Raw genomic sequence first — 15,588 nt, 5'->3', positions numbered from 1 at the left:
TTTGTTTAAGCTTCCATTTTTAATGTTATAATCAACGCAGAATTGAATTTTATACTAATTTAAAGGTACTTTTGATGCGAATTTTGCTTATCGAAGATACATCTTCCCAACATAAAACTTTGCATGAATCTCTCACAAATAAATACCAACTAGACATCGCAGAAAATATGAAAGATGGCAAGTACTATATAGGCATAAGAAACTATGATCTAGTTTTGAGTGCGTGGGTTTTGAGTGATGGTAGTGGGAATGATATCATTACAAGCGTTAGAGAAAAACACGGTCAAGTACCAGTTATCATATTTTCTAACTCAGTACAGCATGAGTTAGAGGCACTAAACTGCGGTGCTGATGACTATGTTAACACTCCTATTAATATTGAAATCTTACTTGCTAGGATAGAGACTAGACTAAAACTTATCAAATCAAACATCATAGAGATAGAAGACTTAGTTATTATCCCAGATGAAGAGCGCATCATGTTTAAAGGTAAAGAAGTTGAAGTTAAAGGCAAGCCTTTTGAAGTTTTAACCCACCTTGCAAGACACAAAGACCAAATAGTTAGCAAAGAGCAGCTTTTAAATGCCATATGGGAAGAGCCAGAGCTTGTAACTCCTAACGTTATAGAAGTTGCTATCAATCAGATAAGACAAAAGATGGATAAAATCTTAGGCATAGATACTATAGAGACAGTTAGACGCAGGGGCTATCGCTTTTGCTATCCTAAAAAGTAACCCATTTTAGGGCTTTAAAAGCCCACAAACTTTTATCATGTTTTTTAAAAAGAACATAACCACTTTAGCTATTTAGTCTTTTTAGGCTTTTAGTTCTTTCTTCATATAAACCATTTTAGTCATTGTTTCAATTAGTTAATTATTTTATATCATTGCCATGTCGTGTATTTTGCACTTTTAGCAATGACAAAATAATATTGAAAGACTAAAATAGTGCAATCATAGTGTCCAAGAAAGCTTGATAGCATGTTTACTTAAAACATAACTAGCCCTTAAGCACAAAAGACTTATAATCCCTACCTTAAAGACACAGAGGAAAACATAAATGGAATTCATACAATCTGCCAATGAAGTAAAAACTCTCCTAGAGCTAGAAAGATCAGTCCTAAGCTCCATACTCCTAGACCCAAGTAACTTTGAGTCTATAGAAGACATACTTCAAGATGCTGACTTTTATGACCCCTTGCACGCTAGTATATATAAGGCTTTTACACGTTTAAGCTTAGATAGTAGCCCGATAGATTTTTACTTCCTTAAAAAAGAGCTTGATAAGCTTTTGCCTAATAACAAGATTGAAGATTCTATCCTTATGGATATCTTCTCACAAAGTCCACTTAACCCGCTAAGTGAGTACGCCAAGCTTATAAAGCGTGCTAGTATGAAGCGTGCTATAGCAAAGCTTTCTAGTGAGCTTAGTAGCAAGGTACAAGATTCTAGTCTTGAAGCAGGTGAGATACTAGAGTTTGCAGAAAGGCAGCTTTATGCCCTAGCAGTTGGAGATACTACTACTTTAAGTGAGTTTTTAAGACCTAAAGATAGCTATGAGTTAATCTTGCAAAACCTAAAAAGAGCAAAAGAAAGAAGTGGGGTTACAGGCGTTGATACAGGCTTTTACTATCTTAATAAAATAACTACTGGGTTTAACCCGGGCGAACTTATAATAATAGGCGCAAGGCCAGCTATGGGAAAAACTTCTTTTTTACTAAGCCTTGCTTTAAATATGCTGGAAAAAGGTAGCGAGGTAGCTATATTTAGCCTAGAGATGCCTTCAGATCAGCTTATACTTAGGGCTATAGCTATCATAAGTGGCGTGCCTTTACAGGATCTAAGAAGTGGGAATCTAGATGATGCTCAGTTAGTAAAGTTTCAAAAAGCTTTAAATGAGCTAGAAAGCAAAAAGCTTTTTATAAGTGAAAAAAGCAATGTAAACATAGCCACTTTAAGAAGCTCTTTACGCCGCTTAAAGATGCAAAATCCAAACCTAGGTATATGCTTTATAGATTACTTACAGCTTATGGAAGGGGATAGTAAGCTTCAAAGGGTTGAAATGATAGGGGAGATAAGCCGTAACTTGAAGCTTTTAAGCAAAGAGCTTAATATGCCTATAGTAGTGCTTTCCCAGCTTAACCGTGCCCTTGAAGCAAGGGATGATAAACGCCCTATGCTTAGTGACCTTCGTGATAGTGGGGCTATAGAGCAAGATGCTGATGTGATAATCTTTTTATATAGGGATGATATCTATAAAGAAAGGGAGTTTAACGCTAAGCGCAAAAAGCTTGAAGAGGCGGGAAAGAAAGAAAAGCTAGAGCAGTTTGTCAAAAAACCTATAGAAGATGCTGAGCTAATAGTTGCCAAAAACAGAAATGGCGAGGTTGAGACAGTGTATGTTGAGTTTGTAAAACACTTAACGCTATTTAAAGATAAACCTAGAAAAGACTATATAGAGCATCAAGAAGGTACTTTTGTGATAGATGATGATGTTTTAGAAGTTGAGATTTAACTCTTAGCATAAAGCTTGCTTATTTTTAATAGTGGCTATGCTATTCCATGCATACTGTAATCCTTGTAATGACTTAGCTAAGAAATAGCTTTCATAACAAAATAGATTTTCTAAACTTATAGAATCTAAAAATATTTAACTACCACATTAACCTTTGGTCTCCTAGTACCAATATTAATATTTTTGTAGTGATGATAGAAGTGATTAAAATTCAAGATAAAGCAAGTCATATATTCTTAGATTCTATAAGTTAATTTAATACACAATCTAATATTTACCTTATATAAAGTAATGTTTTAGTTTCATTTATCCTTATCATTATAAATATATATCTTAAAATTCTGCCTCCATCTATTTCATTTATCAATAAATTTATATTTTTTAAAGAACTTTAGTAACTAGGTATATCTACAAAAAGCTTGCATTTCATTATAAATATGTTTCTTTTATACCACTTATACAATTTTGATCATTTTCTATACTACACGTATGTTTCTGAAATATACAAAAATGTGAATATATTAAGCAATTTTAACTCTTCTAAGTTTCATAAATAATCAACCTTATAATTATAAATTTTTAGTAAACAGAATGTACAAGCAGTCTAAAAAAGAGTATAGTTCGCCTATCAATATTACGGCATTAAAAAGGGGAAGAAATGAGCTTTTTAATAAATCTAAACGAGGGTACGCAGTTTATAATTGAACTGATAATCGTACTTATTTGTCTGTTCTATGGGGCAAAAAAAGGTGGTATGGCTTTAGGGCTTTTAGGAGGAATTGGGCTTTTTGTATTTGCCTTTGGATTCCATATGCCTTTAGGAAAGCCAGCTGTATCAGTTATGCTAACTATACTTGCAGTTGTGAGTGCTTCAGCTACTTTGCAAGCTAGCGGGGGCTTAGATGTCATGCTTCAAATCGCAGAAAAGATTTTGCGTAAGAATCCAAAATATGTAAGCATATTAGCACCACTTGTCACTTGTACACTAACTGTGCTTTGTGGGACTGGGCATGTAGTTTATACAGTACTACCCATAGTTTATGATATAGCTATAAAAAATAATATACGTCCAGAACGCCCAATGGCAGCAAGCTCTATATGCTCACAACTTGGCATCATAGCCTCTCCAGTAAGCGTAGCTGTAGTTACACTAACAGCGTTTTTAATAAATGACAAAACCCACTTAGCTGGGTTTGATGGCTATGTAGACTTGCTAAAAATCACCATACCTGCTACTTACATAGGTGTGTTAGCAGTTGGAATCTACTCTATGTTTCGCGGTAAGTCACTAGATAAAGATAAAGCTTTTCAAGAAAGATTAAAAGATCCAGAGTTTAAAGCTCACTTATATGGAGATACTGGAGAAAGCTCACTAATTGGCAAAAAGCTAGCTAAAAGACAATGGGCTGCTATGTGGATCTTCTTAGGGGCTATAGTCATAGTTGCGATACTTGGCTACTTTAAAGAGTTAAGACCAGTCTTTGAAGTACACGGTAAGATGAAAGCTATGAGTATGGTAGATATCATACAAATCTTCATGCTACTAGCTGGTACTTTCATACTTATCTTTACCAAAACTGATGCTTCAAAAATATCTCAAAATGCCATCTTTAAGTCAGGTATGATAGCCTTAGTAGCCGTCTTTGGAATCTCTTGGATGGCAGATAGTATGTTTGGAGTTCACACTCCTATGATAAAAGCCTTACTTGGCGATATAGTCGCACAGCACCCTTGGACTTATGCCATAGTGCTACTTATCATCTCAAAGTTTGTTAACTCTCAAGCTGCAGCCTTAGTAGCCTTTGTGCCACTAGCTATAGGTATAGGAGTAAGCCCAGGTATCATAGTAGCTTTTGCTTCAGCTTGCTATGGCTACTACATCTTACCTACTTACCCAAGTGACTTAGCAGCCATACAGTTTGATAGATCAGGCACTACACGTATAGGCAAGTTTGTTATAAACCATAGTTTTATAATACCCGGTCTTCTAGGAGTTATCGTAGCTTGTATCTTTGGATATCTAATAGCTGCTGCTGCTGGATATGTAAGCTTATAAGATTTTGGTGATATGTATAAGATAGCCTTTATGGCTGTCTTAAAATCTAGATTCTAAAGAGATAAGGTTTTAGTTTTTACTAAAACTTTTATCTTGATACTTTTTTATACACTAAGCTTTATCTTATCATCTACTTAGTAGTTGGTATGCCTTGGATTAGCTATATCTTTCCACATCTTGGAATGAAGTAGCTTTTATCTTTTATTAAATATTTTTTAATAAACCCTAGCGGTAAGACTACCTGCTAGGGGCTTTATATATCATTGTTTTACTACATTTAAGTTTATATCTTGTGAGTAGTATATGACTTTTGTGTCATGATTTTTTGTCCTTTATCGTAATGACTTTAATAAAAACAGATTCCAAAAAGCTTTTATCTATCATCCCTACACCATCTTCTTATTAGCATCATTTATCTAAGTTATACCATTAGCTTGTTCTTTTATAGATTTAGCTATGAAGTAAAGTCCATAAAAAGCATATTGCAAAGACTTCTTAGTTTATGAGATAAGTTTAAAAGAGTTGTCTTAAGGGCTTCTTTTTAGTAAAAGATGCTTTATTTTTTGATGTTTGGCTAATATTAAAAAGTCCTTAAGGCCTTTAAAAATGTTACAATTTAAACTACTTCTTTAAAAGTAAGGACTTTTATATGATAAAGCCTTTTAACCTAGTCATATTACTTAGTGGAGCTGGGAGTAATGCCTTAAATCTAATAGGGCACTTTCATGATAAAACCTACTTTGATAAGCATACCTTTGTATCAAAAGTTATAAGTAATAATCCTGATGCTAAAGGGCTTTTAAAAGCACAAAGCAAAGGCGTAAAAACTGCTATCTTAAATCATAAAGACTTTATTAGAAGAGAAGACTTTGATAGCGTTCTTGCTAACTTAGTCTTAGAATCTTCTCCTAATCTTATCTTGCTAGCAGGCTTTATGCGTGTCTTAAGTGAGGCTTTTTTAAGCAGGATAAAAGTCCCTATATTAAACATACACCCTTCACTTTTACCCCTCCATAAAGGTGCTCATGCTATAGAAGATAGTTTTAAAGATGCTAGTCAGTTTGGTGGGGTTAGCGTGCACTACGTGACTAAGGAGCTAGATTCTGGAGCCATCTTAGTGCAAGAAAAGATTCCAAAAGCTAGCAATATAAAAGATTATGAAAAAGATATACACGACTTAGAGTATAAACTCTATGTTGAAGCAGTCTTAAAAGTGCTTAAGGGAAGTTAGTTTGCATAAGATTATAACCATAGAGAACTTGCTAGATATACTAAAAACTCAAGCACTTGGTTTTATCATATCTTTATGCTTGTTTTTTTGCATACTGCTACTTTTTGAAGTTTTTAGTAAAGGTAGGATTATAAGCTTAAAAGTCCTTGGGGCGTGGGTCATTAGCGCGGTGCTTATGCTTTTATTTTTATATAAGTCTAATGACTACAGTAAGGCTATAGCTATCAACACTGAGATAGTTTTAGTAGTTGTTAGTTTTGTTATCTTGCTTTTATTTTACATTTATGAGCTTTTTATGACTAAGCCAAAAAGGCTACGCAAAAAACGCTATGGTAAACATCAGTGGTGGGTAAGTATAGTTAGCTTTATAGTCTTGCTAGCATTTTGTTTTTTAGGATCTGTGCTTTTATATGTCGTAGGGATAGTTTACTATCTATAAGATAGGGAGTGCTCTTAGTAGTAAGTGTGTAGCAACTTAAAGCACTGCAAGTACACTACCTTCAGTTAAGAAGGCTTAAGTGTTTTTAAGGTGTAGTTACAAATAGATTCTATCTACCATCTTCTAAAGCAGCCCCACCACCAACTATATATCCAAGCTTAACCTTACCACTACCTACTTTAAAAGCTTGCATGAAGTCTAAATTAGCTGAGTAGGAAGGCTTAGAGGTTTTTAGGGTTTGGGAAGACGCACTTGCATTAGCCGAGGCTGCTAGTCCCATAGTGCTTGTGTTATTAGTACTAAAGATGCCAGTTCCTAGCTTTAAGTTTGCATTAGGACTTACTTTTGGAGTGGTGCTTTGTGAGTTTGAGGCACCATTAATATTAACCCCACTTCCAATCCCAACTATAACTTTAGGACCATTAATATCATAACTGCTTGCTTCTTGTGCTAAAGCACTAGAAGCAAGAGAGCCCAAAACTAGGGCAGTGCTTAAAAGTATGTTTTTTATCATGCTATATCCTTAGATTAAGGTAAAGTTATATTTTACTATAGTTTTATATGCCTACTAGATTCTTTAAAGCCTAGAAGGAGAAAATATTTTAAATTTTAGCCTTATTAGCATAAAAGTTAAAGTTTAGCTTTACTAACTTTCCTTTTTTTAGTTTTTGATAGAGTCTTACTCCCTAATCTCTTGTTTGACCTTAAGTTGCTAGAAGGACTTTTTCTTTTAGCGTGAGCTTGACATCTTAAAATACACTCTAGTTACAAAGCCCAAACTGCCTATAAAATTAATCTGCTTACGTGTAGAACTAGTGCCCAAAGTAGTAAGCATAGTTTAAGGTTATATCGCTTCCGGGAAGTAAGGAGTTTGAGTTAACAAAGTAGTACTGAAACTCAGCTGATACACTTTGGTTGTTTTTTATGAAGTTTATCACTCCAAACTTAGCAGTTGGCATTATGCTAGCTGGCTCATCTACCCCAGCTTGCTGTCTAGCGATGCTACCTCTACCGGCGTTATTGTTACTATCAAGACTTCTTACAGATATACCAGTTCCTAAAAGATAGCCTATCTTTACAGTGCCATCACCTATATCAAAAAGCTGCATGAAAGTAAGGACTATAAAGTACTGTGGGGCATAAGTAGTAACAGAGGTTAGATTACTAGCTCCAACTCCACCAGTTGCCATAAACCCAACATAGCTAGAGTTACCGGGAGCAAAGTAAGCACCGCCTATTTTTAAGTTCATATCTAGCCCAGCAGATGAAGGCGAGTTTGGATTATTAGAGACATTTATACTACTACCAACTCCAGCACTAAGCACTAGTCTAAGACCATCAATGGGAAAGCGTCTATTAGTCTCACGGTTTGACTTAGGTATAAAGTCACTATCATCGTCATCAGTAGCGTCATTTAGAGCTAAGTCTTTGATACTAGAAGCCTTTATGGCTTTATGTGAAAGCACTTCTTTGTGCTGTGCTTTTTGACTTCTTTTAGGCGTGTGCTTTTTGGCAGTTATATCTTTTTTGATAGTGGTTTTTGGTGTAGTTTCAGCCCTAACCTCTCTTGCTAGGCTAAGACTACTTAAGGCAAGTATCATACTAAAAGCTATGGCAGTTTGTTTTATCATATGAGACCCTTTTCAAAAATAATTATTAGACTTTGAGACTTTATCATTATTGTATATATGTGCAAAATGTTTTTTGCCTTTTATGGTTCAAGTTGATACTTATAATGAATATATTTTTATACTTTAGATCTTATAGTATTTTAAAAACTATATAGTTAACCCATACTTGCCCTTCAAAGCCCACATTTAAGCTTTATAATAACCTTCCATAGGTATAATCTAACTCAAAATATCATAAGGCTTATTAAGATCAATGAAACACACAAGATACATATTTGTAACCGGAGGAGTTTTAAGCTCTCTTGGAAAGGGCATAACTTCTTCTTCTATAGGAACACTTTTAAAGCACGCTGGCTTTAGTGTATCCATACTTAAGATCGACCCTTACTTAAACATAGACCCGGGCACTATGAGCCCACTAGAACATGGAGAAGTTTTTGTAACTAAAGATGGCGCAGAAACAGATTTAGATATTGGGCACTATGAGAGGTTTTTAGATACTTCTTTTATAAAAGAAAATAATTTCACAACCGGACAAGTCTATCTTTCAGTTATAGAAAAAGAAAGAAAAGGAAACTATCTAGGTAAGACTATACAGATAGTTCCTCACATCACAGATGAGATAAAGCACAGAATAAAGGCTGCTAGTAAGGGTAAAGACTTTTTGATAGTTGAGCTTGGAGGCACAGTTGGAGATATAGAAGGTATGCCTTTTTTAGAATCTATACGCCAGCTAAAGCATGAACTTGGTGATGATGCTATAAGTATACATGTGACCTTAGTCCCTATGATCCATACTGCTGGTGGCGAGGTTAAGACTAAGCCAACCCAGCACAGCGTTCAAGAGCTTAGGCGTATAGGCATAAGCCCTCAGATAATAGTTGCAAGATGTGAAAAAGCCCTTGATTCTGAGATCAAAAAAAAGATAGCACTTTCTTGTGATGTAGCACATGTTATAAGTGCTTGGGATGCAGCAAGCATCTATCAGTGTCCACTTAACTTCATGCAAGAAAAGATACTTGATGCCATAGCACAAAGCTTTCACATGCCTAGCTTTAAGACTGATATAAGCGAGTGGGACTTGCTAGTTAAAAAGATACTAAGCCCAACAAAGAGCGTAAATATAGGCTTTGTAGGCAAGTATCTAAGCTTAAAAGAATCTTATAAGTCCTTGATAGAAGCACTAACTCACGCAGGGGCTAACTTAGACACTAAGATAAACATACAGTTTATAGATTCCGAAAAGCTAACTGATGCCAATATAGACGTACTTGATGGCGTGGATGCTATCTTAGTGCCGGGCGGTTTTGGAGAAAGAGGAGTTGAAGGCAAGCTTAGGGCTATAAAGTACGCAAGGACTAATGATGTAGTCTATCTTGGAATCTGCCTTGGCATGCAGCTAGCTATGATAGAGTATGCAAGGGATGTACTAGGTCTTAAAGATGCAAACTCTAGTGAGTTTGACCCTAACACAGCTAATAAAATCATCTACTTAATTGAAGAGTTTTTGGACAAAGAGGGCAAGCATCAGTTTAGGACACACAACTCTCCTCTTGGAGGCACTATGAGGCTAGGGGAGTATGAGTGTGAGTTAAAGCCCGGAAGTAAACTTGCTAAAGCTTACTTAGATTCAAAAAAGACAGTTTTTGAAAGACACCGCCATAGATATGAGGCAAACCCCGCGTATAAAGATAGGTTTGAAAAAGAAGGTCTTATAGTTAGTGGGAGCTGTGATGGACTTATAGAGGCTATAGAGCTAAAAGACCATAAATGGTTTGTTGGGGTGCAGTTTCACCCAGAGTTTACAAGTCGCTTGCAGAATCCTAATCACGTAATTTTAGAGTTTGTAAAACAGGCATTAAAAAATAAGCGCGTTTAAAGAAGGTTTATCATGGATAAAAATGTTAGACCTTCAGCCCAAGATCATAGTAGTACCTTTAAGACTAGCACTTTTAGTGCTAGCAACTCAAGTGATATATCTTTAAAAAGCAACTTAAACCCTAGCTTTTTGGATGAAGTGCCCACCCTTAAACATATAAATGACTTAAAAAGAATCTTAGATGGTAGAGTAGAGGACTTTGAGATAAACCATATATCTCAGATTCCAAGTCATCTTGAGATGAAAAATATCAAAGAAGCTTCAAAACTAGTCGCAGAATATATAAAACAAGATAAGCATATAATGATAGCTGGGGACTATGACGCAGATGGAATCTGTGCTAGTGCTATCATGCTTGATTTTTTCAAGTACATTGGCTATGAAAATGTCAGCTTTACTATACCAAATCGCTTTAAGCACGGCTATGGATTTTCTGAAGTCTTATTCTTAGAAGAGCTTGAAAACAATCCAGATATAGCCTTAATCATAACTGTGGATAATGGCGTTTCAAGTTTTGAAGCAGGAAAGCTTTGTGCTAGTAAAAATATACGTTTTATCATCACAGATCATCACACTTTGCATCAAGACGAAGATGGCAAAGAGCTAATACCACCTTGTGATTTTTTAATAAATCCTAAGCAAGAGACTTGCAACTTCCCTTATGAAGAAGTGTGTGGGTCGCTAGTTGCGTGGTACTTTACTAGAGGTATAGCTAGTAGTTTAGATATAAAGTTAGAGAATTGGCAAAGATCAAGCCTTGTATTTTTAGTAGGCATCTCTATCATCTCAGATGTTATGCCTCTTAATGCGCTAAATCACACTATATGTAACTATGCCATAAAGAGTTTTCATCATCAAAAAAGACCTTGCCTTGAGACCTTTAAAAGAGGCTTTTATATATCAAAGGCAGATTCTACGATGTTTGGCTTTAAGCTAGCCCCTCTTTTAAACTCAGCTGGCAGGATGGATGATGGTAAAGTGGCTTTGAAGTTTTTGCTAGCAAGGGATGAAAAAGAGGCTTACTACTACTTTAAGATTCTAAAAGATCTTAATCAAAAAAGAAAAGTCTTACAAGAAGAGGTCTTTCAAGAGGCTTGTGAGACTATGATAGAGACGCCTAATCTTATAATGGCAGTTGGTAAAGACTGGCATGAGGGCGTTATAGGTATAGTTGCAGGAAGATTAGCTGATAAGTACAAAAAGCCAGCCTTTGTTTTAACTAAGTCAAAGATTGAAGACTATAAAGGTAGTGGTAGAAGCTTTGAAAATGTAGACTTAATAGCAAGCGTGCAAAAGCTTTCTCATCTTTTAAACCGCTTTGGTGGTCATACCGGTGCAGTAGGACTTGCTTTGAAGTTTGAAAATGTACAAGCCTTTGTAGAAAGCTTTCAGCCAGTTTACTTTGAAAATAAAACTGAAACTAGCATCATAGGTAAGATCTCTCATAACCTTATAAACATGAACACCTTAAGGCTTTTAGATAAGTATGAGCCCTATGGTAACTCTAATACTATGCCTACATTTTATGCTGAGCTTTATATAAAGTCTTTTATCATGAAAAGTAAGTTTATAGAATTTCTTCTTTATAAAGGAGACTTGGAGTTTAAGGCTATGATGTTTGGGATAGAACAAAAGCCAAGGCATTTTGAGATAGGTGATATCTTGAGGTTTAGTTTTACTTTAAATCAAGATAGCTTTAATGAAAATAAAGTCGTACTTTTTATAAATAATCTATTTTAATGCCCTTTGTAAGAAGACTGCTAGATGTAAAAGAGCCTTGTAAAGCAAGCTTGTTTTTATCTAGGCTTTATGGGACTAATGAAGCTCAAAAGATACTTGATAGAGGGAGATTCTATCAAGATGGAGTTATTATAAGAAAGGGTATGGAGTTAAAAGCTAGCAAGGCTACTATGCTAGAGTTTGAGCCTATAGACCTTGGAATCTTGCCTTTTAGCGAGGGGCGATTTACTCCAGTTAAAGAGGGTGATACTAAAGATATAAACTTTATCATCTATAACAAACCACCTAATCTTTTAAGTCACCCAAAAAAGTTAGATTCCACTCCTAGCTTGCTAGACCAAGTGAAGTTTGATAACTTAGAGGCTAATCTCGCCCATAGGCTAGATTATGAGACAAGTGGCTTAGTGCTTTGTGGGAAGGATAAAAAAAGCGAAGTCTATCTTAAAAACCTCTTCCAAGAAGATAAGATATATAAGGAGTATGTAGCCTTAGTTAAAGGCAGTCTTACTAAGGCTTTTATCATAAATAAGGCTATAACTAATAGGGAGCATAGTGGCGATTTATGTGTTAGAGGTAGGGCTTATGATGGGGAAGTGCTAAGGTTTGATCCTTATGAGTATAGTAAAGAAGAGCTTTTTGGCTTAGCTAAGACTTTGACTTTAAAAGCTGAGATAAACGCTAAAGGGGCCTTAACTATAGTCTATCCGCTAAAGTGTAATAACCTTTTTACAAGGGTGCTTTTAGTGCCTTTAACTGGCAGAACCCATCAGCTTAGAATCCATCTAGCTTCCATAGGCTATAAGATAGTTAATGACTTTCTTTATGGCGTAAGTGATGAAGAGGCAAGAAAGTATCTTGATACAAAAGAAGTCTATCTTGATTCTAAGGCTAAGCCTAAGGCAAGGCTTATGCTGCACTCTTATAAGCTTGGGTTTGAAGGCTTAGAGTTTTGTGCTAAAGAGGATTTTTAAGAATCTATTTATAAAACTATAAGCTTAAAGTTATATAATTATAGTTCGTGTAAAAAACACACATACTTTCCTAATAGGTTGAGCGTAAGCTTTAAAAAGTATGGAGGAAAAAACCTTAACACAAGTTACAAGGAGAAATTATGGTAACAATGAAAGACTTACTAGAGTGCGGCGTACATTTTGGACATCAGACAAGAAGATGGAATCCAAAAATGAAAAAATATATCTTTGGTGTTAGAAAAAACATACACATCATAGACTTACAAAAAACTTTAAGATATTTTAGATACATCTACAACGTAGTAAGAGATGCTTCAGCCCAAGGCAAAAGCATAATGTTTGTGGGTACTAAAAAACAAGCAAGCGATACTATAAAAGAGTATGCTGAAAAAGTTGGCGCACCTTATGTAAACTACAGATGGCTTGGTGGTATGCTTACAAACTTTAGTACTATCAAAAAGTCAGTTAGAAAGTTAGAAGCCATAGAAGCTATGGAAGCAAGCGGGCAAATAGACTTACTAACTAAAAAAGAAAGACTTATGATAGAGCGTAAAAAAGATAAGTTAACTAAGTATCTTGGCGGTGTTAGACATATGAAAGCAGCCCCAGATATGATCTTAGTAATAGACGTAGTAAAAGAAAAAATCGCAGTTGCTGAAGCCAGAAGACTAGGTATGCCTGTAATTGCTTTACTTGATACTAACTGCGATCCTGATGTTGTTGACTTCCCAGTACCGGGCAATGATGATGCTATACGTTCTATCCAGCTTTTCTGCAAAGAGATGAGTGATGCCATCATTGAAGGTAGAGAGATGAGTGGTGAAAAAGATAAGCAAGAAGAAGATAGTGAAGTTGAAAGTGCATCTGAAGAGAAAGAAGCAACAAAAGAAGAAGAAACTTTAGTTTTAGACGCTATAGAAGAAAAACCACTTTAATAAAGGAAGCTGGATGGAAATTAGTGCAAAATTAGTAAAAGAGCTAAGAGATAAAACAGATGCTGGGATCATGGAGTGCAAAAGTGCTTTAAAAGAAGCCAGTGGTGATATAGAACAAGCCGTAGAGATACTTCGCAAGAAGGGTCTAAGCAAGGCTGGTAAAAAAGGCGATAGAGTAGCAAGTGAAGGCGTTATAGCTATGAAGATAGCACCTGATTTCAAAAAAGCTACTTTGATAGAGTTAAACTCAGAAACTGACTTCGTTGCTAAAAATGATGGTTTTAAAGACCTAGTGGCTAAAACTTTAGACCTAGTTTTTGAAAACTCAATCGATGATGTTAGCAAGCTTTTAACTCAGCAAATCGAAGGCATGAGCTATGAAGAGTATCTAAAAAGTAAGATTGCAACTATTGGTGAAAATATAGTTGTAAGAAGACTAAGAACTTTTACTTGCGATGCAAATCAAATAGTAAATGGTTACGTACATCACAACTTTAAACTAGGTGCCCTTATCAAGATAGAATCTCCCAAAGCTTCTGAGTTTATAGAAGTAGCTAAAGGTGTGGCTATGCATGCTGCTACTATGAAGCCAAGTTATCTATGTCCAAAATGCGTAAGCGATGAGGTTATAGCTAAGGAAACTGAGATAGCAAAAGAGTTGCTAGCAAAAGAAGGCAAGCCAGAAAATATGTGGGAAAAAATCCTACCGGGGAAAATCGCTAAGTTTTATGAAGAAGTTACTTTGCTAAAACAAAAATATATCTTAGATGATAAAAAAAGTATAGAAGCTTTTGTTAATGACTCTGCAAAAGCACTTCAAACTACTGCTAACATAGTTGACTTTGTAAGATTTGAACTAGGTGAAGGCATAGAGAAAAAAGTGGATAACTTTGCTGAAGAAGTTGCCGCACAAATGAAGTAGCGCCATTTAAGCTTTTATAAAACTAAGACTTTAAGAAGTCTTAGTTCTTCTTTCTTTTTTATTTACAATCCATTTCACTTTATAGTTTTTTAGTCTTTTATATTTAAATCAATCCTTATTAAATTTGACTTATTGATATCAAGAAATCTTGATAATATAAAAAGCTTACAAAACTTTTAAAGTGTAATATTATTTTAATTTTTATTGTTAATTCATAATATTAAAGGATAATTATTATTATTAATCTTATTTTAGTAAACTTTTATTTTACTAAAATAAGATTTTTCTTCACTTTTATTTTATAAAGTTCATATTTTTGTGACTATTTTAATATTTTTAAAGATAAATTCCAAAGTCTCCTTAACTTCTTACTTATAATAATTGCTAGCTAGTCTAGTGCTAGTATGCTTTATAGCAGGGTATGGTAGCCATTAGGCTATGCTAAAAATTTTTCAATGAGTGTTTTAATACATTACATTAACAAGGAGTAGGAAAATGAAAAAAGTAGTAATTTCTGTTTTGCTTGGTGCGTTTGCATGTGGCGCTTTAGCTTTTGGAGCTAACGCACAGATGGATATGCATGGCGATAAGTCTATGAATATGGATAAAAAAGAAATGCACATGGATAAAAAGTCTATGGACAAAAAAGACATGCATATGCACAAGTCTATGGAACACAAAAAGATGCATGAAAAAAAGAGCATGAGTAAAAAAGAAATACACATGGATAAAAAGTCTATGGATAAAAAAGACATGCATAAATCTATGTAGTAAGCTAGTCTCATAAAAGTATTTATCCCTAGAACTTTAAAGAGACTAACTTTAAAAGCGTCAAAACCCTTGCAAGCAACTAGCGTTAAGAACGTCTAGTTTTGCAAGGATGAAACATAATATCACTAGAGGTTTAATCTGTTTTATAAACCTACTTTTAATGCTTATAAATAGAAGTAAAAAAGCTTATATCTCTTTAAAAGTTTAAGATAATTTTAATTTTTAGTATATATTTTTTACTATTTTAAAGATGCAGTATTATTCTTTTATATAAAGTTTAGTTTTTATTTACTATTTAGATTCTTTTTCATTAACCAATCTAGCCTTAAAAGTATATTTTTATAGTCAAGATAAGATTTTTTGATAACCACTATTTTTTTAGTCGCCTTTTTGGAAAAAATTCTCACTTTCTTACATATAATACCCCCTAGACTACTACCACATGACAATTGTATAAACCTCTCTTGTTTACTGGTTTATGGGTTGTGTTTGGGCAACT

Annotated in this window: 13 protein-coding genes; 11 read left to right on the top strand and 2 right to left on the bottom strand. The window is 34.7% G+C overall.

The window, feature by feature from the left end:
* Positions 1-74: 74 nt before the first annotated feature.
* The 5 genes from hsrA (at position 75) to BKH40_RS03240 (ending at position 6,240) form a co-directional block, all read left to right on the top strand.
* The gene (gene hsrA / locus BKH40_RS03260) at positions 75-734 is read left to right on the top strand and encodes a homeostatic response regulator transcription factor HsrA (protein ID WP_095276921.1); all 660 of its coding nucleotides are present in this window, start codon (positions 75-77) and stop codon (positions 732-734) included.
* A gap of 325 nt (positions 735-1,059) precedes the next feature.
* The gene (dnaB, locus tag BKH40_RS03255) at positions 1,060-2,514 is read left to right on the top strand and encodes a replicative DNA helicase (RefSeq protein ID WP_095276919.1); all 1,455 of its coding nucleotides are present in this window, start codon (positions 1,060-1,062) and stop codon (positions 2,512-2,514) included.
* 658 nt (positions 2,515-3,172) lie between these two features.
* The gene (locus tag BKH40_RS03250; RefSeq protein ID WP_095276917.1) at positions 3,173-4,570 is read left to right on the top strand and encodes an anaerobic C4-dicarboxylate transporter; all 1,398 of its coding nucleotides are present in this window, start codon (positions 3,173-3,175) and stop codon (positions 4,568-4,570) included.
* Between the two features lie 649 nt (positions 4,571-5,219).
* Positions 5,220-5,801, top strand: coding sequence for a phosphoribosylglycinamide formyltransferase (gene purN, locus BKH40_RS03245; RefSeq protein ID WP_095276915.1), 582 nt, complete (start codon positions 5,220-5,222; stop codon positions 5,799-5,801).
* Position 5,802: 1 nt separating this feature from the next.
* Positions 5,803-6,240, top strand: coding sequence for a hypothetical protein (locus tag BKH40_RS03240; RefSeq protein ID WP_095276914.1), 438 nt, complete (start codon positions 5,803-5,805; stop codon positions 6,238-6,240).
* Positions 6,241-6,349: 109 nt separating this feature from the next.
* Here BKH40_RS03240 and BKH40_RS03235 read toward each other — a convergent pair whose 3' ends face one another.
* Entirely contained in the window at positions 6,350-6,754 is a 405-nt protein-coding gene (locus BKH40_RS03235; RefSeq protein WP_095276912.1) for a hypothetical protein, read from the bottom strand.
* 298 nt (positions 6,755-7,052) lie between these two features.
* Entirely contained in the window at positions 7,053-7,871 is an 819-nt protein-coding gene (locus BKH40_RS03230) for a hypothetical protein (RefSeq protein WP_095276910.1), read from the bottom strand.
* 253 nt (positions 7,872-8,124) lie between these two features.
* Between BKH40_RS03230 and pyrG the strand changes: the two genes are divergently transcribed.
* The 6 genes from pyrG (at position 8,125) to BKH40_RS03200 (ending at position 15,089) form a co-directional block, all read left to right on the top strand.
* Entirely contained in the window at positions 8,125-9,750 is a 1,626-nt protein-coding gene (pyrG, locus tag BKH40_RS03225; RefSeq protein WP_095276908.1) for a CTP synthase (glutamine hydrolyzing), read from the top strand.
* A gap of 12 nt (positions 9,751-9,762) precedes the next feature.
* Positions 9,763-11,490, top strand: a complete 1,728-nt coding sequence (locus BKH40_RS03220) for a DHH family phosphoesterase (RefSeq protein WP_095276906.1) — start codon at positions 9,763-9,765, stop codon at positions 11,488-11,490.
* The gene (locus BKH40_RS03215) at positions 11,490-12,461 is read left to right on the top strand and encodes an RNA pseudouridine synthase (protein WP_095276904.1); all 972 of its coding nucleotides are present in this window, start codon (positions 11,490-11,492) and stop codon (positions 12,459-12,461) included. Before BKH40_RS03220 ends, BKH40_RS03215 begins: the two co-directional genes overlap by 1 nt.
* A gap of 140 nt (positions 12,462-12,601) precedes the next feature.
* Complete coding sequence (gene rpsB / locus BKH40_RS03210) at positions 12,602-13,396, top strand: 30S ribosomal protein S2 (protein WP_095276901.1); 795 nt, start codon at positions 12,602-12,604, stop codon at positions 13,394-13,396.
* A 13-nt stretch (positions 13,397-13,409) separates the two neighbouring features.
* Positions 13,410-14,318 (top strand): translation elongation factor Ts, encoded by a 909-nt coding sequence (tsf, locus tag BKH40_RS03205; protein ID WP_095276899.1) that lies wholly within the window; start codon positions 13,410-13,412, stop codon positions 14,316-14,318.
* A 495-nt stretch (positions 14,319-14,813) separates the two neighbouring features.
* Positions 14,814-15,089, top strand: coding sequence for a hypothetical protein (locus tag BKH40_RS03200; protein ID WP_095276897.1), 276 nt, complete (start codon positions 14,814-14,816; stop codon positions 15,087-15,089).
* Positions 15,090-15,588: the final 499 nt, after the last annotated feature.

The organism is Helicobacter sp. 11S02629-2 (genome assembly GCF_002272875.1).
In the GTDB taxonomy this organism is placed as follows: Bacteria; Campylobacterota; Campylobacteria; order Campylobacterales; family Helicobacteraceae; genus Helicobacter_I.
The sequence above is the reverse complement of the archived record's forward strand: the minus strand, read 5'-3'. Positions and strand labels throughout refer to the sequence as shown.